This window comes from Paenibacillus popilliae ATCC 14706 (assembly GCF_000315235.1).
GTDB lineage: Bacteria > Bacillota > Bacilli > Paenibacillales > Paenibacillaceae > Paenibacillus_B > Paenibacillus_B popilliae.
The window spans coordinates 18,524-39,611 of sequence record NZ_BALG01000228.1 but is presented as its reverse complement, the minus strand read 5'-3'; the positions used below and the strand labels follow the sequence as shown (position 1 = coordinate 39,611).

Annotated in this window: 17 protein-coding genes and 1 pseudogene; 3 read left to right on the top strand and 15 right to left on the bottom strand. The window is 49.6% G+C overall.

Annotated elements, in window-relative coordinates:
- Positions 1-96: 96 nt before the first annotated feature.
- The 3 genes from PPOP_RS14725 to PPOP_RS14715 are packed head-to-tail and all read left to right on the top strand — an operon-like array spanning position 97 to position 2,428.
- Complete coding sequence (locus PPOP_RS14725) at positions 97-468, top strand: phasin family protein (RefSeq protein ID WP_006287326.1); 372 nt, start codon at positions 97-99, stop codon at positions 466-468.
- Positions 428-2,122 (top strand): ABC1 kinase family protein, encoded by a 1,695-nt coding sequence (locus PPOP_RS14720; RefSeq protein WP_199898979.1) that lies wholly within the window; start codon positions 428-430, stop codon positions 2,120-2,122. Before PPOP_RS14725 ends, PPOP_RS14720 begins: the two co-directional genes overlap by 41 nt.
- A gap of 48 nt (positions 2,123-2,170) precedes the next feature.
- Complete coding sequence (locus PPOP_RS14715; RefSeq protein ID WP_306304726.1) at positions 2,171-2,428, top strand: hypothetical protein; 258 nt, start codon at positions 2,171-2,173, stop codon at positions 2,426-2,428.
- A 318-nt stretch (positions 2,429-2,746) separates the two neighbouring features.
- On the opposite strand, the gene PPOP_RS14710 is transcribed toward PPOP_RS14715, so the two are convergent.
- The 15 genes and pseudogenes from PPOP_RS14710 to PPOP_RS14645 all read right to left on the bottom strand — a co-directional run bounded on the left by PPOP_RS14710 (position 2,747) and on the right by PPOP_RS14645 (position 21,066).
- Positions 2,747-3,661 carry a DUF5655 domain-containing protein gene (locus PPOP_RS14710; protein ID WP_006287322.1) on the bottom strand — a complete coding sequence of 305 codons (915 nt, stop codon included), beginning with the start codon at positions 3,659-3,661 and terminating at the stop codon, positions 2,747-2,749.
- Positions 3,662-3,681: 20 nt separating this feature from the next.
- Complete coding sequence (locus PPOP_RS19545) at positions 3,682-5,814, bottom strand: homing endonuclease associated repeat-containing protein (protein ID WP_052516627.1); 2,133 nt, start codon at positions 5,812-5,814, stop codon at positions 3,682-3,684.
- 72 nt (positions 5,815-5,886) lie between these two features.
- Positions 5,887-9,024: a type I restriction endonuclease subunit R gene (locus PPOP_RS14700; RefSeq protein ID WP_006287319.1), complete on the bottom strand. Its 3,138-nt coding sequence runs from the start codon at positions 9,022-9,024 to the stop codon at positions 5,887-5,889.
- Positions 9,025-9,046: 22 nt separating this feature from the next.
- On the bottom strand, positions 9,047-10,330 hold the full coding sequence (locus PPOP_RS14695; RefSeq protein ID WP_006287317.1) for a restriction endonuclease subunit S: 1,284 nt from the start codon (positions 10,328-10,330) through the stop codon (positions 9,047-9,049).
- Positions 10,320-11,843, bottom strand: coding sequence for a class I SAM-dependent DNA methyltransferase (locus PPOP_RS14690; RefSeq protein WP_006287315.1), 1,524 nt, complete (start codon positions 11,841-11,843; stop codon positions 10,320-10,322). Before PPOP_RS14690 ends, PPOP_RS14695 begins: the two co-directional genes overlap by 11 nt.
- 81 nt (positions 11,844-11,924) lie before the next feature.
- The gene (locus PPOP_RS14685; protein ID WP_006287313.1) at positions 11,925-12,242 is read right to left on the bottom strand and encodes a DUF1905 domain-containing protein; all 318 of its coding nucleotides are present in this window, start codon (positions 12,240-12,242) and stop codon (positions 11,925-11,927) included.
- Positions 12,243-12,281: 39 nt separating this feature from the next.
- Entirely contained in the window at positions 12,282-12,908 is a 627-nt protein-coding gene (locus PPOP_RS14680; RefSeq protein WP_006287312.1) for a GyrI-like domain-containing protein, read from the bottom strand.
- Positions 12,909-12,948: 40 nt separating this feature from the next.
- Positions 12,949-13,053: pseudogene (locus PPOP_RS26010) on the bottom strand (hypothetical protein); the annotation flags it as partial.
- Between the two features lie 99 nt (positions 13,054-13,152).
- Positions 13,153-14,745 carry a restriction endonuclease subunit S gene (locus PPOP_RS14675; RefSeq protein ID WP_042229038.1) on the bottom strand — a complete coding sequence of 531 codons (1,593 nt, stop codon included), beginning with the start codon at positions 14,743-14,745 and terminating at the stop codon, positions 13,153-13,155.
- 249 nt (positions 14,746-14,994) lie between these two features.
- A complete protein-coding gene (locus PPOP_RS14670; protein ID WP_006287310.1) occupies positions 14,995-15,741 on the bottom strand; it encodes a Fic family protein in 747 nt (248 codons plus the stop codon).
- Positions 15,742-15,905: 164 nt separating this feature from the next.
- Positions 15,906-16,868, bottom strand: a complete 963-nt coding sequence (locus PPOP_RS14665) for a siderophore ABC transporter substrate-binding protein (protein ID WP_006287308.1) — start codon at positions 16,866-16,868, stop codon at positions 15,906-15,908.
- A 119-nt stretch (positions 16,869-16,987) separates the two neighbouring features.
- Positions 16,988-17,746, bottom strand: coding sequence for an iron ABC transporter ATP-binding protein (locus tag PPOP_RS14660; RefSeq protein WP_006287306.1), 759 nt, complete (start codon positions 17,744-17,746; stop codon positions 16,988-16,990).
- Positions 17,740-18,690 carry an iron chelate uptake ABC transporter family permease subunit gene (locus PPOP_RS14655; RefSeq protein ID WP_006287305.1) on the bottom strand — a complete coding sequence of 317 codons (951 nt, stop codon included), beginning with the start codon at positions 18,688-18,690 and terminating at the stop codon, positions 17,740-17,742. The genes PPOP_RS14660 and PPOP_RS14655 overlap by 7 nt, the downstream gene beginning before the upstream one ends.
- On the bottom strand, positions 18,680-19,633 hold the full coding sequence (locus PPOP_RS14650; RefSeq protein WP_006287304.1) for an ABC transporter permease: 954 nt from the start codon (positions 19,631-19,633) through the stop codon (positions 18,680-18,682). The genes PPOP_RS14655 and PPOP_RS14650 overlap by 11 nt, the downstream gene beginning before the upstream one ends.
- Before the next feature lie 254 nt (positions 19,634-19,887).
- Positions 19,888-21,066: a dicarboxylate/amino acid:cation symporter gene (locus PPOP_RS14645; protein ID WP_042229033.1), complete on the bottom strand. Its 1,179-nt coding sequence runs from the start codon at positions 21,064-21,066 to the stop codon at positions 19,888-19,890.
- Positions 21,067-21,088: the final 22 nt, after the last annotated feature.

Genomic DNA, 21,088 nt, shown 5'->3' with positions numbered 1-21,088 from the left:
GGCTCGCTGTTCCCGTCCTCTCCCTGCCTCGCATTTCAATGAAATCGGACCCTCCTGGGCATATTAGGGATATATCGATGAGGAGGGATTGGGAACGTGAGTGATCTGTTGAAAAAAGCGGTCTCCTTGGGCTGGGGCCTCGCCGTGCTCAGCAAGGAGAAAATCGAAGCCGCCGTCGACGAGCTTGTCCAGAAAGGACAGCTCGCTCCCGAACAGTCCAAGGAGCTCGTTAACCATCTGATGGAACGGGGAGAAGAGGAGCAGGCCTCCTTCAGCACCTCCATTCAGGATATGGTGAAGCGCAAGCTGCAAGACTTCGATGTGGCCGCCATCTCCGACCTGATCGCGTTGAAGCAGCGGATGCTGCTGCTGGAGCAGCGGGTTGCCGCGCTCGAAGGTGCTAGCCCGGAAGAACCCCGCGAGCAAGATGGACATCCGAATATGGAGACGGACGGCCGTGCGGATTAGGCATGCCGGCCGCTACCGTGATATCGCCATGGCACTGATGCATCATGGCTTCGGCTATATTGTGGAGGAAATTGGACTGCGCCGGGTACTGTCCTTGCCCCGCCGCTTGATTACGCATGAGACGCCGCAGACGAAGACGCTGGGCGAACGGATTCGCCTCGTGCTGGAAGAGCTTGGCCCGGCATTCATCAAGCTGGGCCAATTGCTTAGCACCCGGGCCGACCTGCTGCCGGGCAGTATCATTCAAGAGCTGGAGAAGCTGCAGGATCAAGTGCCACCCTTCACGGGCATGGAAGCTGGCCGAATCATCGAGGGCGAGCTGGGCCGACCGCTTGGGCAGCTGTTTCTACGCTTCGATGATATCCCGCTCGCCGCCGCCTCCATCGGCCAGGTTCACAAGGCTTGGCTGCCTAACGGCGACGCGGTGGCCGTCAAGGTGCAGCGGCCCGGGATTACATCCATTATCAAGCGGGATCTGGAAATACTCCAGGGACTGACCGAAGCGGCTACGCGCCATTGGTCCTGGGTGTCCGAATACCAGATCCCGGAGATGGTTCAGGAATTCGCCAAGTCGATGATCTCCGAGCTCGACTATCAGCATGAAGGGCACAACACCGGCAAGATGGCGCAGTTGCTGCGCAGAGACCCGGGCATCCATATTCCCCAGATCGATTGGGATCGCTCCTCAGCTAAGGTGCTGACGATGGAATATGTTGACGGCACGATGCTGAACTATTACACGGAACGGCTCCCGGACGGACCAGAGCGCAAGTCGATCGCCGAGCGCCTCGTGCACGCGATGCTGCATCTGATCTTCATCGACGGCTTCTTCCACGCCGATCCTCATCCGGGCAACATTATGGTGCTCGATCAGAACCGGATCGCCCTGATCGACTTCGGCATGGTCGGCCAACTGAACGGGGAAATGAAAGAGTATTTAGCGGAGCTGCTTATCGCGCTGATGCAGCATCGAACCTTGGGTATGCTCCGGGCGACTGCGCGGCTCTGCCTCATCTCCGACAAGACGGACATGGATGCGCTTCGCCGCGACTTGGACCAACTGCGGAACCGGTATTACGACGTGCCGTTCTCCGAGGTGAGTCTCGGCCAATCTCTTCATGACTTGTTCGCCGTCGCCAAGAAGCACCGGATCGTCTTCCCTCCCGATCTGATTCTGCTGGCCAAGGCGCTGCTCACTTTGGAAGGCATCGTGGAGAGGCTCGATCCAACCCTCTCCATCCTTGATATGGCCGAGCCGTTCGGCATCAAGCTGCTGAAAGAGAGGTACAGCTTCCGCCGCATCCAGAAGAAGCTGGTCGGCGGCACGCTCGATCTGGTGCAAGCGGTGTCCGATCTGCCGATGCAGGCGCACCGGCTCTCCTCCCTAATCAGCCAGGGCAAGATCAAGGCTGAACTGGAGCTGCGCGAGCTGGATCATATGCTGTACAAGCTCGATCAAATCAGCAACCGGCTTTCCTTCAGCATTGTGCTGCTTGCCTTCAGCATCATGATGGTCGGGCTTATCGTCGGCTCCTCCCTCAACGTGAAGCCGACGCTGCTCTGGGACATTCACGTGATCGAGATCGGCTTCATCATCGCGGCCTTGATGTTCATCTGGCTGCTCCTGTCTATCTTCCGATCCGGCAGATTCTAGCCCGGATTCCCGACAGTTCTGTCCTGATAAGAGAAGACCCATCGCGCGATGGGTCTCCTCCCTATCGATAGGGTTAGCGATACACCGGTCTCTTATGCCCTGAGAAGGATGAACGCTTCCCGGGAATCACGACCCTGTGCCGACATGGCCCGCTTGTCTGTCTGGTGCGTAGAGCATGGTCTGAACCCGCGCTATATCCATGCACGCCGCCCCTTTCCCCACTATGATCTTATCGGCCCGCGCCAACGGGAGATTCTGCGGCAGGAGCAGCAATGGGATCAGCTCGAACGGTTCTGGCTGACATAGAACAAGCGGGGCGCCTTGCCACCCGCTTGTTGTTCATCCGTCTTGATGCAGAAAGTCGTTCGTCACGGCCAAACCGTATCCTTATTATCGAAGTCGGGTAAAAAAGATCGTATCTGACTCGCAACCCGTTCCCGCTGCTCCAACGCCACAAAATGCCCGGCCTGTGTTCAGTTCCTCCCATAAACTGCGCATGGTCTGATATCCGAGACGCATATGGAAGAAACCGACAGGCGCTACGTCTTGTACGCGAGAATTTTGTCGCTGCACAAAGAGTCCAAGGGATACCTTCAACTGAATTTCCTGTAAATCACATCTGCCTTAGCTTATCTCATAGCTGCGCTGAATCAATGCTTTCGCCTGCTCCAGTTGATCGGCATTGGCGATCGTAATCTCCAAATCCCCCGTGCCGTAATGGCCAATTTGGCGCACATCTCTCGTAAAGGATGGTTCTAATTCTATCGAATCGGGATTGAGTTTCACATATACAGAAATGCACTTGTTCTGCGGATGAATCTCCACACAGGCAAAGTTCTTTATCCGTTTGAACGCAAAGTAATACTTCAACGTGTTCATCTGCACATCGTCTCCAAGCGCCATCATAAAGGCGCGCAACGCTTCAAACCGATCGGTCAGTTCCTCGCTTGCTTGGGCAAGGTAATCGGAGACGGTCTTGGATGAAGACGGGGTCTTGGCTTGCAGAAGTTCCCCGTCCTCCGTTTCCAAGTGAGCCGTTGTTACATTCACCAAATCGAGCAGTAGCAGTTCGTCACCATAACGTTTATATGTATATAATTCAATATTGCGGTTAATTTGCTGTACGGCATGCTCGTCATACTTGGTAAATCCCCCGGCCACACATAACAGTCTGGGAGCGCTCCAATCGATGGATTGGGCTATCCCCTGACCCAAACGATTCATAACCAGTACCATAAAGTCCGCCTGGTGATCCATCAGCCAATCAAGATAATACAAGCCTTGATTAATGACATTTTCATTTGTAGACCGCTTGTATTCAATAATAACCGGCGAGTTATTCTCATCAATACCAAGCGTGTCGATTCTTCCCCGATGCTTCTTGCCTGTAGAATATTCAGAAGCCAGAAATCGAATGCCTAACAACGCCTCCAAGTTTTTCTCCATCAACGTTTGCAAAGATTTTTCTACCGTAACCGTATATCCGCTTAGCTCTTCTACTCCATGACCTACTAGCCGAAATAATTTCATATCTCCCATTGAACAACAGGTTCCTTTCCTTACTCCGAATCTATAGACAATGCAGCAGCTTTCCGTTCAAAATACCAGCACAGCCGATACTCGCAAATCTCCTTTGTCCACGCATATAATCGTGTCTGATCCGTTTCTTTCGTCGTAATGCGTATGTCGAAAGCACCATCTGAAAAGCGGATCAACTGATTCCCCTTCGCCCAATGGGTCATCGGCATACGGGCGATAAGTTGGGCCGTACGTTCCACCGGATTGTTCCATAACTTTTGCGTCTCATTATCCGAGAAATCAATCTGTTTGCGGTCTGCGTCGCTCATATAATATTGATAAAACAATGGAGCTGCTTCTTCAGCCGTAATCGGCTTCATCCAATCGCTTACGCCTCGCTCCAACATCACAAGCAACAGTACCATCTTATAGCTCTTGCGGATCATTGTGCTTTCTACTTCTTGTAGCCAATCTGCATATCTCCTTGCCGTTCCCGCTTCTTCCTTGGTGAGCTCGCCTGCTTGCCGTAAGAACGCATAGTAGGAATCGAATAACTGCCGATATGCTTGACTATCCGCCTTTCCGAATTGATGCAGTTCCATGTAGGTAGGGCGATGGCCCAATCGCTTCTTGAGCTCGCGGTAGGCACTTACCGCATGTTCTTTTCGTTTTCCCGATCCGATAAGGCGTTTCTCTTCCGCAATCGCATCTTCCAATTGCTTGACGAAACGCTCCACTGTCTTTGAGCCGACACCGCTAATCTTCTCGGTCAGATTCGATAGATCCTCGGGAAGCTCATGAATCGCCGTTACGTTGCACGCATCCTTCAGATATTGCAGCAGACGGGCACAGCCGCTCATAGGCAGGTCATCGAGTCCCATGTCTATCATTGACGCCGGAAAGATCAGCTCCTTATTGTGGAAAGACTTCCGCAACTCCGTTTTCTCGTCGTTGACGCTCTCTAGGTCTCGAGCAGATTGTGTCGCATCTGTATGTATGGATTTTCCTTGAGACGGTGGTCTAACTTGCACTTGCGTTCCGGTCTCTCCCCCTGCCATAGATGATGTGCAATGGCCTTGCCCAGCAAGTTCCTCTAACATTACCGCATGCTCTGTTAGGCCAGGCTCTGCAGATGCTACAACCGCCGCAACGGCTTCCTGCGCAACCGCTACTTCCTCGGTGCTCCCCTCTTCATCTGGGATGTCGACCCAGCGCAATCGGCTCGGGTCTTTCCCCATCATGAACCAGGCAGGCTTCCGCTTCGTCGACTGACTCCCATTCTTGACATACTTGAAAAAGATCCCTTGCGGCTTGAGGGAGAACAATACCTCCTTCAGCTCCCAACCGCCAACAACCCACAGCGCCCCGCCATTAGGCCGCTTGTCGACCACAGTCAGTCCTTGATTGGAGAGGTAGTCACCTACTTCTACCTCTTCTCCCTCTCTATTGTTTGTCGGTTGCTCTGACGACCGACCCGCAGGAATACCTGCTTCGATGTTCGCAACAACCGCATTCATTCCCTGCGGTGGTGTCCCAACGAAGGCCGCAGGGTTCGCAGCCTCTGTCCCCGGTGACGATGTTCCGGTTGTCGAGGCAGCACCGTTCATCCCGGCCACTTGGCTTATCGTTGCATGCAGATGCTTGAACTGCTCCGTAATTGTAGGCAAGATTTTGGCTTCCAACTGCGCACTCAATAACTGTTCCAACTGCTCGCCTACATCCAGCTTCGGTTCATTTGACTCATCATTGCGGCTCACAGGCAGGTTCGGCATCGTATAAGTCGGAAGTTCAATCTCAAGCGGCCCATAGGATTCCACATACCATAAGGCCAACGTGAACATGTGCCGATGGGCGGTTAAGGCCAGATCCGGCGGCACGGGCTTGACATCATGGGCGGCTGTATTCCCGTTCCGGCGCAACCATTCGAAGCTATCCTTCATCTCATCCGCAATAATATCTTTGCGGGCTAACAACTGAACACGTTCGCTGGCTTTAATGAAATAGACGGGTTCAACCTTCTCCAGCTTGGACACTGTCGTCGCCATTTCTTCGCTAAATAATCTGCCTTGGGTCAGGGTCGCGCGCGGGTTGCTCCACATATCCGCCTCCGCTTGTACCGCCACAGCATAGAGCTCCTCGTTCACCTCACCCAAAAATGAAAATACGGATGACATAAGAAGTCGAGTATCCTCCTCTCTTACAACGTTGATTAAATGAGCATATCTTCATAACTAAAATATAAGATCTCAATAGTGGAATTGTTCCAACTCAGACTTCCCCATGACTTCCGCCTGCTCGATTACGAGATCAATCGCCATTTGTGCTAAATCCGGCGGATATCCGTATTTTTTCAGCAAATGCTTCACAATGACTCTCATCTGCGCCCGGACATTCTCGCGCAATTCCCAGTCCACCTTAATATTGCTTTTAATCGCTTGCGTCAGCTCATGTGCGATCTGCTTCAAGACAACGTCACCCATCATCTGCTTCGCAGACTCATTTGCAGCCAGCGCATCATAGAAAGCAAGTTCTTCCTTAATAAGGCCCAGATCTTCTCCGCGCTTGACGGCGGCATTCATCTCCTTCGCCATCTGGATCAACTCTTCGATCACCTGTGTCGTCTCGATCGTACGATTGTTATATTTCCGAATCGCTTCATCCAGCATCGCGGAGAATATGCGGGACTGGACGACACTTGTACGGGACACCGCCTTCACCTTGCCTTGAAGCAGGCGCCGCAAAAGTTCAACAGCCAGGTTCTTCTGCTTCAGACCTCGTACATGCTCCAGAAACTCATGGGACAATATCGCGATATTCGGCTTTTGCAAGCCTACCGCATCCATTATATCCACGACTTCTTCCGAAATGATCGATTTCGAGATCAACTGATTCAATTGCGCATCCAGTTCACTCGTTGTCTTTTTCTTATTCTCTGGTGTAATCAGCTTAACGATTCCAGACTTGACCGCTTTATAGAAGCTGATCTCCACATTCAATTGCTCTGCCGCTTCCGTTGTCGCACACAGCGCAAAAGCGTGCGCCATCTCCACCGTCCAATTCAGGAAATTACGTTTATCCTCTTGGCCTAGACCAAGGATGTAGTCGACTGTCCCCACGATTGCCTGCATCCGTTCCGCTGCTTTCTCCGATGCGAATTTCGTATAGTTGTGACCATACAGCAGCTCACGGATTAATTGAATTCTCTCTACCATATAATCAACGGCCCGATCCGTATCGATGCCCGCGGTTTTGCGATCATGTTCGGTATATTGCTGCAATGCCGATTTGAGGTTATCGGCAATACCGATATAATCGACGATGAGTCCGCCCGGTTTATTTCCAAATACGCGATTGACACGGGCGATGGCCTGCATCAGATTGTGCCCCTTCATCGGCTTGTCGATGTACATCGTACTCATGCTCGGAACATCGAAGCCGGTCAGCCACATGTCACGGACGATGACAAGCTGGAGAGGATCGTTCACGTCTTTCATCCGCTTCGCCAGGTGCTCGCGGCGGCGCTTGTTCCCGATATACGGCTGCCAATCCGCCGGATCGCTGGAGCTGCCCGTCATGACGATCTTCATCTTGCCTTCATTGTCATCATCACTATGCCATTCCGGACGGAGCGCAATGATGGCCTTGTACAGATCAATCGCAATGCGCCGGGACATAACGGCGATCATCGCTTTCCCTGCCATCGCCCCCTGCCGTTGTTCGTAGTGGGTGACGATATCTTGCGCGATTTGGTTAATGCGTTTCTCTGCTCCTGCTAATGCTTCGAGTCGCGCCCACTTCGACTTCAGCTTTTCTTGCTGGCTGAATTCTTGATATTCCGTAATTTCCTCATAGTCATTATCGATCCGCGGACGCTCTTCATCGGATAGCTCCAGGCGAGCAATACGGCTTTCATAGTAAATTTTAACCGTCGTCCCATCTTCGACGGCACGCGTCATATCGTACACATCGATATAATCGCCAAATACGGCTGGCGTATTTTTGTCTGCGAGTTCAACCGGCGTTCCCGTATATCCGATATAAGATGCATTTGGCAGCGCATCGCGCATATATTTCGCATAACCGTATTTAATAGCTGCTTCGGCATCTTTGCCTACCATCTCGGCATGGAAGCCATATTGACTGCGATGCGCTTCATCCGCGATGACGATGACATTCCGGCGATCGGTCAAGACAGGATACGCTGCTTCGCCTTCTTCCGGGGTGAATTTATGTACCGTCGTGAAAATGATGCCCCCGGACTCTACCGACAACAACTCTCGCAGCTGCGCCCGATCGTTGGCCTGCTGCGGGGTCTGCCTGAGCAGTTCCTTCGACTTGCTGAACGTAGCAAAGAGCTGATCATCCAAGTCGTTCCGATCCGTTACCACAACGATGGTAGGATTGTCCAACGCCAGTACGAGTTTACCTGCATAGAAGACCATAGATAAGCTCTTGCCGGATCCTTGCGTATGCCAGATGACCCCGATCTTGCGATCCCCTTCTTGCAGCGTCGCTCGCTCTGTGCTGGCGATTGCTTTATTGGTGGCATGGAACTGATGATATCCCGCCACTATTTTATAAATATGCTGGCCATCGGTCTGGAACAAGACGAAGTGCTTCATCATATCGAGCAGCCGCTGCTTCTCGAACATCCCCTTAATTAATACTTCAAGCTGCGGAATGGTGGCCGCGGCGACATCCTCACCGTCGATCGTTCGCCACATCATGAACCGCTCCTCATCTGCTGTTAGCGTGCCCACTCTGGCATTGACTCCATCGCTTATGACCATAAATGAGTTATAGGTAAATAACGACGGAATCGTCTGTTTGTATGTCTGCACTTGATTGTAAGCGTCGCTGATCCCGACTTCTTCATGGGAGGCGCTCTTCAACTCGATGACGGCAAGCGGCAATCCGTTGACGAAGACAACGATGTCCGGCCGCTTCTCCGCCTGCTGCTCAATGACCGTGAACTGATTGACCACGAGAAAGTCATTATTATGGATTCGATCAGGATGCGAATCGAAGATCCAGACCTTCGCCGTCAAGTAATCTCCGTCGGCATTGCGATAGGGCACATCAATGCCATCGGTTATCATCTTCTGAAATGCTCGATTGTTGATTAACAGACTTGGGCTGCGCGGAATCGTAATGATCCGCACCGCTTCCTCTATGGCTTCTCGCGGTACCTGCTTGTTTATGTGAATAAGTGCATCGCGAAGCCGATCTTCCAAGATAACATCCTGATAGTATTGTCGTTCCGGATATTCGCCTTCCGGGGAAATATCCGGACCATAGGCCTTGTCGTAGTTCAGTTCTTCAAACCATTCTAGCGCGGCTTGCTCGAGATCGCTCTCTACATAGGAAACCGTATATTGCGCCATGCCTTTAACCTCCTATAGTTTATTAGGCCTGATCTACGCGGATCTCTCCCGACATGAGTTTGGGGAGGAGGGTGTCTCTTATAAGATTTAAGCTATGCGTTTCCAAATCATTTTTTTTCATGAGTTCAAATCCAGGGTGAACTGTATTCCCAAATTTCCTAAACAATTCAAATGTATCAGGAATAGCTACTGGATAACTACTAACGCTTGCTTCAGGAACGCGTTGGCGTCCGGAAGTACCTGTCATGTTATTAATAGCATACAATCTAAACTCATCCGATCTTGCAAGAAAATAAGCAAATAAATGGGGAATACCTTGATGGCTTCTCAAAATAATGTATTCAGTTGATCCCCAGCCAACTTGATTTTCTTCCAAAAAATCAACATAGGCCGTCTTTCCATTCTCTAAACAAGGAGTAATCCTAGCTAAGAGGACATCACCATTCATAAACTTTGTCCCAGATTTAAACTCCCTGTTATATTGTTCGGTGACTCTTGCATAGTAATTCGTTATACTTTTCATCTCTACGTACGGAGCATTGACACCTTTTTTTAAAGTTCTTTTGGGATTAACTTCTAAGATTTCAATTAAAGGACGTACCCTCCACCCCTTCGGTATCAATCCCAACTCACTCTCTTCAAACTCACCGCCACTGGACTTATAAGGCTCTCCATTTTCATTAGGAAATTCAAAATCTACAAACCAACGTTTAAACAGAGCTTGGGCCATTTCTTCAAGGTTTTTGTTGATGGCGTTGTTGAGTTCGATTTTGTCATCTATTTTGGAAAATACTTCTGATATTTTCCTTTGTTCCAGGATCACAGGAACGGGCACCTTTAATTTTACTAAATCACTACCTCTTATACCTGCAGCTGCGACTTGTTCAACAATCAAAGAAATAAGCTCTTTTCCTATTTTTGATTTAAATAGGTAGTAATAAAACATTGGATCAGCTATTTCTTTTTGTAACCGTGCTCTTATCAAATGAGATTCAAATGTCATTTCCTCGTCCGTCATTACAATTGAACATTTCCCCGCACCTTTTAGTGTCAGCGACTGTCTTGCAAAAAGCAGATCGCCTTTTTTAAGAATATATTTATCGTATTCTTTTTCAGAAACGGGAACCCTGTCCATATCTTGTTTAAATATTCTATCGTAGGCAAATATCTCGCCCATATTGACCATTTTTATTCCGTCTCCACGAACCCGCTTAGGTCTTGTCAAACCATTTCGAGTAGGTTCTGCAAACAACTGTTCAAATGGCTTAACATCCCAAACTCTTGGGATTCCTTCATTAAAACTCAAACCCGATCCCCCCAAGCTGCTTGCGAATCTCGTCTTCCAACTGCCGCGACTTTGCGAATTGCTCCGCCAACTCCGACGTCAGACGCGCCATCTTATCCCCGAACGGCTCGCTATCTTCTGCCACATCTTCAATGCCGACATAACGGCCCGGCGTCAAAATATATTCATGCTCCTGCACTTCCGCAAGCTTCGCCGCCTTGCAGAAGCCTTTTACATCTTCGTACGTCCCCGCTTCCGCTTGTCCACGCCACGCATGGTACGTATCGGCCACCTTCTGTATATCTTCCGTGCTCAGTTCGCGATGCGTGCGATCCACCATATGCCCCAGTTTCCGAGCATCAATGAACAGAATTTCTCCTCTGCGGTCGCGCCATCCGCGCGGAGTTTTGTTCTTTGCTAGGAACCAGAGACATACCGGAATTTGCGTGGAATAGAACAACTGCCCCGGCAATGTCACAACACAGTCCACAAGATCGGCGTTCACCAGCTTGCTGCGAATCTCCAGCTCCGCCGTCGTGCTGGTGGACATCGAACCATTCGCTAGAACGAAGCCAGCTACACCGCTTGGGGCCAGCTTGTTCACCATATGCTGAATCCATGCATAGTTCGCATTTCCCGCAGGCGGAACGCCAAAGGCCCAACGCACATCTTCCGTCAGTCGATCGCCGCCCCAATCACTAATATTAAACGGTGGATTAGCAAGAATATAATCGGCCTTCAAGCCCTTGTGAAGATCATTATGGAACGTATCCGCATGGCTCTCCCCCAATTTGCTGTCAATGCCGCGAATCGCCAAGTTCATTTTACAAAGACGCCATGTCGTTGGATTCGATTCTTGACCGTATACCGCAATATCTCCACGCTTCCCGTGGTGCTCTTCGACAAACTTCCCGCTTTGTACGAACATACCGCCCGACCCGCAGCATGGGTCATACACCCGGCCTTTATACGGTTCGATCATCGCAACGAGCATCTGCACGACACTGGAAGGCGTATAGAACTCCCCTCCATTCTTCCCTTCCGCGCTTGCGAACTTGCTGAGGAAATATTCATACACCCTCCCCAGCACGTCCTGGGAACGGCTCTCTTCATCCCCCACCTTGAAGGAGAACAAGTCTATGACCTCGCCCAAGCGAGACTTGTCTAGCGCAGGTCTAGCGTAGTCCTTCGGCAATACCCCTTTCAGCGAAGGGTTCTCCCGTTCGATGTCCATCATCGCTTGGTCGATGATCTGTCCAATTTCCGGTTTTTTGGCGTTATCCTTAATATTTTTCCATCTCGCATCCTTAGGTACCCAGAATATATGGTCAGCCAAATATTCATCCCGGTCTTCCAGAACGGCATAAGGCATAGTCTTCAATGCTTCATACCTCTCTTCAAATGCATCCGATACATACTTGAGAAATAGCAGCCCCAATACAACATGCTTATATTCTGCGGCATCCATGCTTCCGCGCAATTTATCCGCCATACTCCATAGCTTCTCTTCAAACCCGAGATTAGCTGTAGCCATAATGTTGTCATCCCCCTTAGAATATCTCGCTGTATAGATTGTTCTTCGCTAGAAGAAATTTACAGGTGTAGTGGTAAAGAACTATCGACATGGCGGTCTTTTTCCTTGAGATTGACTGTTCATCTCTCTAATCGTAACGTGTATGCTGTCGCCCGGCTGTTTGCCAATCTTCGCGCGTATATCCTTAAGAACACCGATGACATAACACACCGAGCCGTCGGCGTTTTTCACACCCATATTGACGATGCTCCCGTCATAAGGCTCACCATCAAATGTCGCGTGAACTTTTACTCTGCCCTTGCCGAATTCCTCACGAACATCGTATGGAAACGGGACATAAGCGCCGCCATTGTCGGCGGGCTGGATTGCCGCGTCGTATTCGTAGATTTTTTCGTTCATTTCGCATTGTACCTCATTCCGATATAGTCGTTGCGCTTTTCATACACTTACTTTCCTGATAGGATGCCGTATTACCGTTTTCAGCTTCTCCGGCGCGACCTTGCGCGGGTCGGAGAGATAAATCTCATGATGACGGCTAACTTCGTTAATGTCTATTGCATAGCCATTTTCGGCGGCATACTGCTCCATCGCAGTGATTGTCGCGGGCTCATCGTCATATGAGCCAATGTGCATGACCTGCACGCACAACCCTTCGGTTCGTTTTTCAAGCCGCGCTTTCGATATGTCGAGGTTCGGCTTTTTCTTTGCGAGCGAGGACTTGGCGGCTTCAAATACCTCCGCAGTAACAAAATCCGGCTGACGAATCGACATCGTCCATACGAACTTATTCTTATCGGTTATAACCGCCCCGCCACCTTTGAAGTCATCGGCAACGCTCCAAAAGCCTTCTAACGGAGGGACGACGTATTCCAAAATCGACTTATTACCCATTTTGATAGCGTAGGACAATCCATACAGCGACTCAACGGCGTCGGCATAATCTGCGCTCGTATTTGGGTCGCCTTTACCGTCAATGGCAATGAAAGTCATCTCAGGCACGTCAATAACTGACGGCGTGGATTTGGGTTGATACAGGGCTTTGAAATCCTTTTTAAAGTCAATCATTTTGGACCCCCCAGTTTTTTCAATGCTTCGCTTACCTCGTTCACGAAATACAAATGCCCTCCATTGTTGCACTCGTACATATATAATCGTGGAGCGGCTTGCTCGTATATCCCGAAAAATCACCAATTATAGCGAGCCGATAATCGTAGTTGACAAATGAACTCTTTTAACTTGTGTGTCAAAATTGATGCTGTCATCAGAAGCGATGATGTCTTTTAACCCAAGACGGTAATGTTGTCATCCCCTATAAAATCTTGCTGTATAGGTTATTCTTCACTTGTTCCCATCTCACCGTAGCCTGTTGTATGGCAGCCAAGTATCGTTCTTTCTCCTGAATATAGCGATGAATCAGCTCGTCCTGCTCTGCTTCCGAACGAAGCGGCAGTTCAATCTCGCCTACATCGGCCGGATTGAAGTTCATGACTGTTGTTCCCCGCTGATAGCTCTGGAGAAGAGCCCTACCCGTTGGACTTTCCAAAAATATTTTGGCAAAATGACTTCGTACCGTCGCCCTAAACCGAATGACGATTATATTCGCAGAAGCAATCACGATGGAATCACACGGTGGAAACACAGCCAGCTTCGTCACGGTTCCCCTACACGTTATCACCAGATCACCAGGGACAATCTCGTACCGCTTCACTTTCCGTTCTTCTTCATCCATCGTGTCAAGTTGCCCGAGCATCACTTCGCCATCCTCAATGTTGGATATATTGAGTACTTTAATCTTGCCCGGCCTCAAGTCATTCTTCATAATCGACTTGCCACGAAATATTTCTGCAATCTCGCTTATTTTCACTTTCGGCACTTGGGCTTCGCGAAATGCGCGCAACGCACCCTGATTGTGATCCAGCAGCAGGTCAATTCGCCAATCGGACAAAGCTGCGAAATGATCGGTAGACATCTCCGCTTCCTGCCCGATGACAAGCCCCGTTCCCTTAGCGTGCATTCGCACCAGCTTCACTTCTTCTGGCGGCCTAGTCCCTGCGATCACTTGATACAAGCGAACAGAAGTGTAGGGACGGAGGAGTCCATCCGGCAACGCCGCTATGGCTTGGACAGGTGCCGCCTTGTGAACCTGCTTGCGCCAGTCCGCATATTCCCCCGCTTGGAACATCATTCGCGCGGGCAGTGTTACGCTTAGCGTCCCGTTATCTTGCAGCAACGGAAGCAAGTGATGAACCGCCACACCTTCCGCATCGCGAACCATTGTGCTCTCTTGCTCACCTATTTTCATACCGAAATGCGGGATCGCCAATATCGCATCGTACTTCTCTTCTAATGGCAAGGGCTGATAGATCGTACCTTGCATGACCGATACGTTGGGATAAGGTGCAAAGTAGGTTCGAAATACTTGCGCCAATATATAACTTTCGGTCAATAATGTTATCTGATAAGATGCCTTCTTATAACACTGTGTCTCCCCTATTCCGCGTATATATTTCTCCGCTTCCGCGATAAGGACGTACTTGTCATTCTTCTGTTCACATCGTTCAATGAACATTGTCATCATACTCGTAGGCACGATGACAGTCCCGGTTATTCGATCCTGCTGTAAGGTTTGAAGCGCATACTCAAGCAGATCCAACGTCTTGCCGGCATGATACAGTTTATAGAATAAATCCCGATCACCGGGAAAATGTCCGAACGGTTGCACTTCAACATGCTCCTTCATCCATTGGAACAGCTTCTCCGGTTCTCTTTCTAATTGAAGAGGCGCTGCCGCACCTCGCTCCAGACTTTGCCTCGTCCTGATCACTCGCAATGCTTCACGAAGGAGCTGATCTCGGGTGTAGATATTATGCAGCAAGCAAATATTCCAAAATTGTTCGATCAAAGTGCCACCTTCTTGCCGCTAGGTATTTTATACCCTAAATATACCATTTACTAATTTAGTATTTCAATACTAAAAAATAATTTGCTAATATTACTAAAGTCCTGCTTTGCCACCCTGTTCAAATATCCTAAAATATAAAGAATATAGTTTCTATTCTATCAAAAAACAGGTGTATATGAATCAGCCATCCCTGCTCTCCGGCAGAGATGGCGCTATGTCCATATTTTAGATGTTCAGGACCCATACCCCTTACTTCACGGCAAACAAATACGCCTGCAGGCTCTCGACCACACATTCCATAATCAAGCTGATAAATGGATGCCATTGACCACGAACGCTCGCTTCTTCCAAGGTCTCATAATACCGCAGCCGAGCGGCATCGGCTGCCTTAACTATCGCTGGTGGATAGCCATGCTCCATAAGGATAAGGTTCATAAGCAGTCGCGCAGTCCGGCCATTTCCATCTGAGAACGGATGGATAAATACAAATCGAAAATGGAACTCTGCAGCTAACAGCACAGGATGAAGCACGTCCCGCTGCTCCATATACCACTTCATCAGCCGCTCCATCTGTTCTGGCATAGCGGTATAATGCGGGGGCACATGTTGTGAACCCGATATCCTGACATTGACCATGCGATACCGTCCGGCATCATCAGCGATGTTTTTGAGCACAAGATGGTGAAGGGATTTGATCACATGTTCTGTAAGCTCTTGCTTACGGTGAACCAGATCTTGAATATATTGTATCGCTTCCGCATGGTTGATCACTTCCAAATGCTCCCGAAGCTTCTTCCCCCCGATGGTTAGCCCCTGTTCCAGCACGAGCTTCGTTTCGAGCAACGTCAAGGTGTTCCCTTCGATCGCATTGGAATTGTAGGTCCACTCCACACGGAATACCTCTTCCAGATTGTGAGCAGCCGCAGCAGGCAAGGGGCGAAGCGAATCCAGTTCTCGTTTCAATCGCTTGATTTGTTCAAGCTCCACACCGTCCACCTGCTTTCTCGTGTTATCGTATGGCTCTATTATATCAGCTCTGTAATGAATTTAGACAACTGAGAAAATATCTCTGGTTTGAATGTTCCGAAGCAATATAGAACAACCGGAACGCACAAGGCGCCCCGGTTGCCGTAATCCGGCTTGCAGCAAGCCGGCGATGATTATTGAATGGCCGCTCCGACTTCTTTCACCATTTCTTCGACGGAGACAAGACCGCCACCCGACAGATACCAGTAGTTCGGATCGAGGTAGACAATATGTCCTTCTTTGTAAGCCTTGGTCGTCTTGACCAGCTCGTTCTCTACCACTTGCTTCGCTGACGATTCACCGCCTACAGCAGCGCCTCTATCGACTATGAACAAATAGTCCGGATTTTTCTCCACAATATACTCGAAGGAAACGGGGTTGCCATGAGTCGATGTTTTGATTTCAGCATCGGCGGTCGGGAAGCCGAATACGTCATGGATGATGCCGAAGCGGGAACCGGCGCCATAGGCGCTGATTTTGCCCTCGTTCGCCATAATAATAAGCGCGTTTTTGTTCACCGCCGTCACTTTCTCATGTAATTGCTTGATATCCATATCGATCTTCGCAAGCTCCGCTTGGACTTCGGATTCTTTATTGAAGATTTTGCCGAGCGTTTCCATGTGCTCTTTGAAAGAATCCATATAACGGTTCGTGTCGATATCCATGTAGATCGTCGGTGCGATTTCCTTGAACTCATCGTATGACGACGCTTGTCTGCCGGCAATAATAATCAGGTCCGGCTTCAGGCTATGAATCTGCTCGAAGTCAGGCTCCTTCAATCCGCCTGCATTTACATACTTCTCGTCTTCGAATTTGTTCAAGTAAGGAGGCAGGCTGTTCTTCGGCAGCGCCGCGATGTCAACTCCCAGTTTGTCCAGGGAATCTACGATTCCGTAGCTGAATACAACGACTTTGGACGGGTTCTTCTTCACCGGCGTGTCGCCAAGTTCATGCTGAACAACGATTTCTTCCACCGGCTTGTTCGCATCGGCTCCAGTTGTTGTCGAACCATTGCTGCTATCTGTCTTATTGGAGCCACATGCGGCAACGAGGGTTGCCATCATGGCAATGACCAGAATCATGACTGTTTTCTTCAATTTCTTTCACCTCTACATCTATTTTTTAAAATATTTATCGTCGTTAATATCACAAATTCGTATTCATATTGCACGACATTGCGATATTATCGAACGGTGTGATCCCGACTCCGCGCTGGCTATGCATAGTAGACACAGATTTTGTTATCATTGAAGTGCTCGATGCTCATGTTCATCTCATAAATGTCCTGAAGAACCTCGGTGTCGATAATATCATTAGTAGTGCCCTCCTTGATGACTTTGCCGTTCTTCAACGCCACGATATGGTCGGAATAGCAGGAGGCAAAGTTAATGTCATGGATGACGATGACAATCGTTTTGCCCAACTCATTGACGAGTCTGCGCAATATTTTCATAATCTGGACCGAATGTTTCATATCCAGATTGTTAAGTGGTTCGTCAAGCAAAATGTACTCCGTATTTTGCGCGATGACCATCGCAATATAAGCTCGCTGCTTCTGTCCGCCGCTCAACTGATCCAGGTACTTGTGCTGCAACTCGGCAAGCCCCATATATTCAATCGCTTCATCGACATACTTCCAATCTTCGTCGGACAATCTGCCTTGCGAATAAGGGAAACGGCCGAACGAGACCAGTTCCCGAATCGTAAGCCGCAGATTGATATGGTTCGACTGCTTCAGAATCGAAATCTTTTTCGCCAGCTCCTTGCTATCCCACTGACTGATTTCTTTCCCGTCAATGAGCACTTCTCCGGAATCCTTCGCAATGAGCCGGCTTATAATAGACAGCAGCGTACTTTTGCCTGCGCCATTCGGACCGATGAAGGACGTGATTTTACCTTTGGCAATCGTAACGGAGATGCCCTCGATCACGTTGTTGCCGCCATATTGTTTGGATACGCCTTTTACTTCTACCATGATTTGTTCTCCTTCAATAGCAGATAAATAAAGTAGACCCCGCCAATGAAATTGATGATGACGCTTAGCGTCGTGGAGAAGGTGAACACCCGCTCCACGATGAGCTGGCCGCCCACAAGGGCGATAATGCTGATGAGAACGGAACCGGCGATAAGATAGCTGTGCCGATGCGTCTTCAGAAATTGGTACGTTACATTCACGACGAGCAAGCCGAGAAAGGTAATCGGCCCGACTAGCGCCGTGGAGATAGAAATAAGAACAGCGACGACAAAGAGCAGCCGCTTCACGACATCGTCGTACTTAACGCCGAGGTTAATCGCCTGCTCTCTGCCCAGTGCAAGCACATCCAGGTACTTGATGAAGCGCAGAAAGTAAAGCGTGACGAGCAGGAGCAGCACGCTCCCCATCAGCAGCAGCTTCGTGTTGATATGGTTGAAGCTGGCGAACATTTTGTCCTGTACGATCATGAACTCTGCCGGGTCGATCAGAACCTGCATAAAGGTGGACATGCTTCCGAAAAAAGTGCCAAAAATAATGCCAATAAGCAGCAGGAAGTATAGGTTCTGATTTTCGCCCTTGAATATGAGCTTGAACAATAGACCCGAGAACAGAACCATCAGGCCGACGGATACCAGGAAATCCACATTGCTGTTCATCATCATCAGCGTCTTCGAGCCCAATACGAAAATAACGATCGTCTGAATCAGCAAATATAGCGAATCCAAGCCCAATATGCTCGGAGTCAGTATGCGGTTGTTCGTAATTGTCTGAAATACGGTCGTGGCAAATGCGATCGAAGCGCCTGTCAGAACAATCGCCAATACTTTGATTATTCGTTTCGGCAGCACGTAGTCCCAGTTGTCCCCCAGCTTGAAGAACAGGAACAACCCTATCAGCGCGAGAGCAAGGACAGCAAGCACCCCCGTTTTCGCTTTATAACCCATGTGCCCTTCTCCTCATTAACATATAGACGAATATGGCGCTTCCGATGACGCCGACTGTCAGGCTGATCGACAATTCGTACGGAAAAATGATGATGCGCCCCAAAATATCGCAGAACAGAACGAATACGGCCCCGAGAAGCGCGGTGTGCAACAAGCTATTCTTCAAATTATCGCCTCTGTATATGGAGACGATATTCGGAACAATGAGACCCAGGAAAGGAATCGTCCCCACCGTAAGTACGACCGTGCACGTAACGAGCGCCACCAAGATCAAACCGATATTGACCACGCGCTTGTAGTTGAGCCCCAGGTTTTTCGAGAAATCCTCACCCATCCCTGCTACCGTGAACTTATTCGCATACAGGTAGGCAATCACGATAAGCGGAATGCTGATATACAGCAGCTCATAGCGCCCCTTGATAATCATCGAGAAGTCGCCCTGCAGCCATGAGGACATGTTCTGAATCAAATCATACTTATACGCGAAAAAGGTGGAAATGGAACTGATAATATTCCCGAACATCAAGCCGACGAGCGGAATAAAGATGGTATCTTTGAATTTAATTCGATCCAATATTTTCATAAACAGCATCGTGCCTAGCAAAGCGAAGACGAACGCAACGAGCATCTTCACCAACGGGCTTGCCGTCGTGAACAGCATCAAGGAGACGAGTATCCCCAAGCGGGCCGAGTCAAGCGTTCCTGCCGTCGTGGGCGAGACGAACTTGTTCCGGCTGAGCTGCTGCATAATCAGGCCGCATATGCTCATGCTGATCCCGGCGAGAATGATGCTGATAAGCCGCGGCACCCGGCTGACGAGAAACGTATGGATCTGGTCATCGTTCAGTTGGAACAAGTCCTGTGGCTTGATGTCTATGGCCCCGATAAACAGGGATATGAAGGCAAACAGGATAAGCGCAATAACCAGATATCTCTTCTTCATGTCTCTTTCCTTGCAATTAATAGTATACGCATCCCGGATGTATAATAATGATATTCATTATCATTAAACGCGTTGTAACAGTTATGATTATAGCGGTTCCCCCAGGAAAGTCAATGGATTGGGGCAAAATAATGATTATCATTATCAATGATAGCGGTTATTCCCGCTGGTGAGGCCGGATGCAACCAAGAAAATAGCCCGGTGAACGTATCACCGGGCTCTCGCCTGTTCCGACTTAAGGATATCATGATGAGCTAGTTGGCAGATGGCTCTTGGCGTACCCGCTTCTTCTTTACGCCGTGAATGATCTGTGCAATCGCACCGTCTCCGGTTACGTTGGCTGCCGTTCCGAAGCTGTCCTGTGCGATATAGAGCGCAATCGCTAGGCTAACCATTGCTTCATCGAAGCCGAGCATCGACTGAAATAATCCAATGGCCGCCATCACTCCGCCGCCTGGCACGCTAGGAGCGGCGATCATCGCGATGCCAAGCATAAGGATGAAAGGCACCATTGTGCTCAACGTCAGTGGCACGCCATAAATGTACAAAATGGCACTCGCGACCGAGGTGATCGTAACCGCCGATCCGGTAATATGAATCGTCGCACACAGCGGCACGACAAAGTTCGCCACCTCTTCGTCTGTCCCGAGCTTCTTCACTTGCTGCATCGTCACCGGTATCGTCGCTGCCGAGGATTGGGTGCCGAGCGCCGTGAAGTACGCCGGCACCATCGTGCGCAGCAGCGCCAGTGGGTTGCGCTTGTTTACTGCGCCCGCGAACGCATACTGGCATAGGATGACAACAAAATGCATCAGGAGGATGACCGCGAATACTTTTATGAATACATGCAGAATGAACGCGACTTCGCCTGCCTGCGTCATATTCATAAAGAGCCCCGCGATATGAAATGGCAGCAACGGTATAATTATCGCTTGTATCGCTCTGGATACGATGTCCTTAAATTCCAGCGAAGCGGTAAGAAGCGCGTTTGTCTTCACGAAGGTGATGCCGACCCCGATCAGGAAGGACAACAGCAGCGCCGTCATAATGTCGAACACGGGCGGCATAGGCAATTCGAAGTAGCTGGTCAACAGCATCTCCTCCGGATTTTGAGCTGCCAGCCCGGAAGCCCCGGACAGTAGCCAGGGAAAAGACGACGCAGTAACGCCATAAGCCAGCATCGCGGATAGTACCGTAGATATATATACGATGAATGTAGTCAATCCAAGGAGCTTTCCCGCCCCCCTGCCAAGCTCCCCGATCCCCGGAACAATAAAGCCCAAAATAATGAGCGGTATAAGGAAGCTCAAGAACTGCCCAAATACGTGATTTAACGTCACAAAAATTCGTATGAACCCGTCCGGCATGATAAGTCCTGCTCCAATGCCGAGTAAAATCGCAATGATAATGCGCGGAAACAATCCCAATCGCATATGTATACCCCTTCTCCCTTCT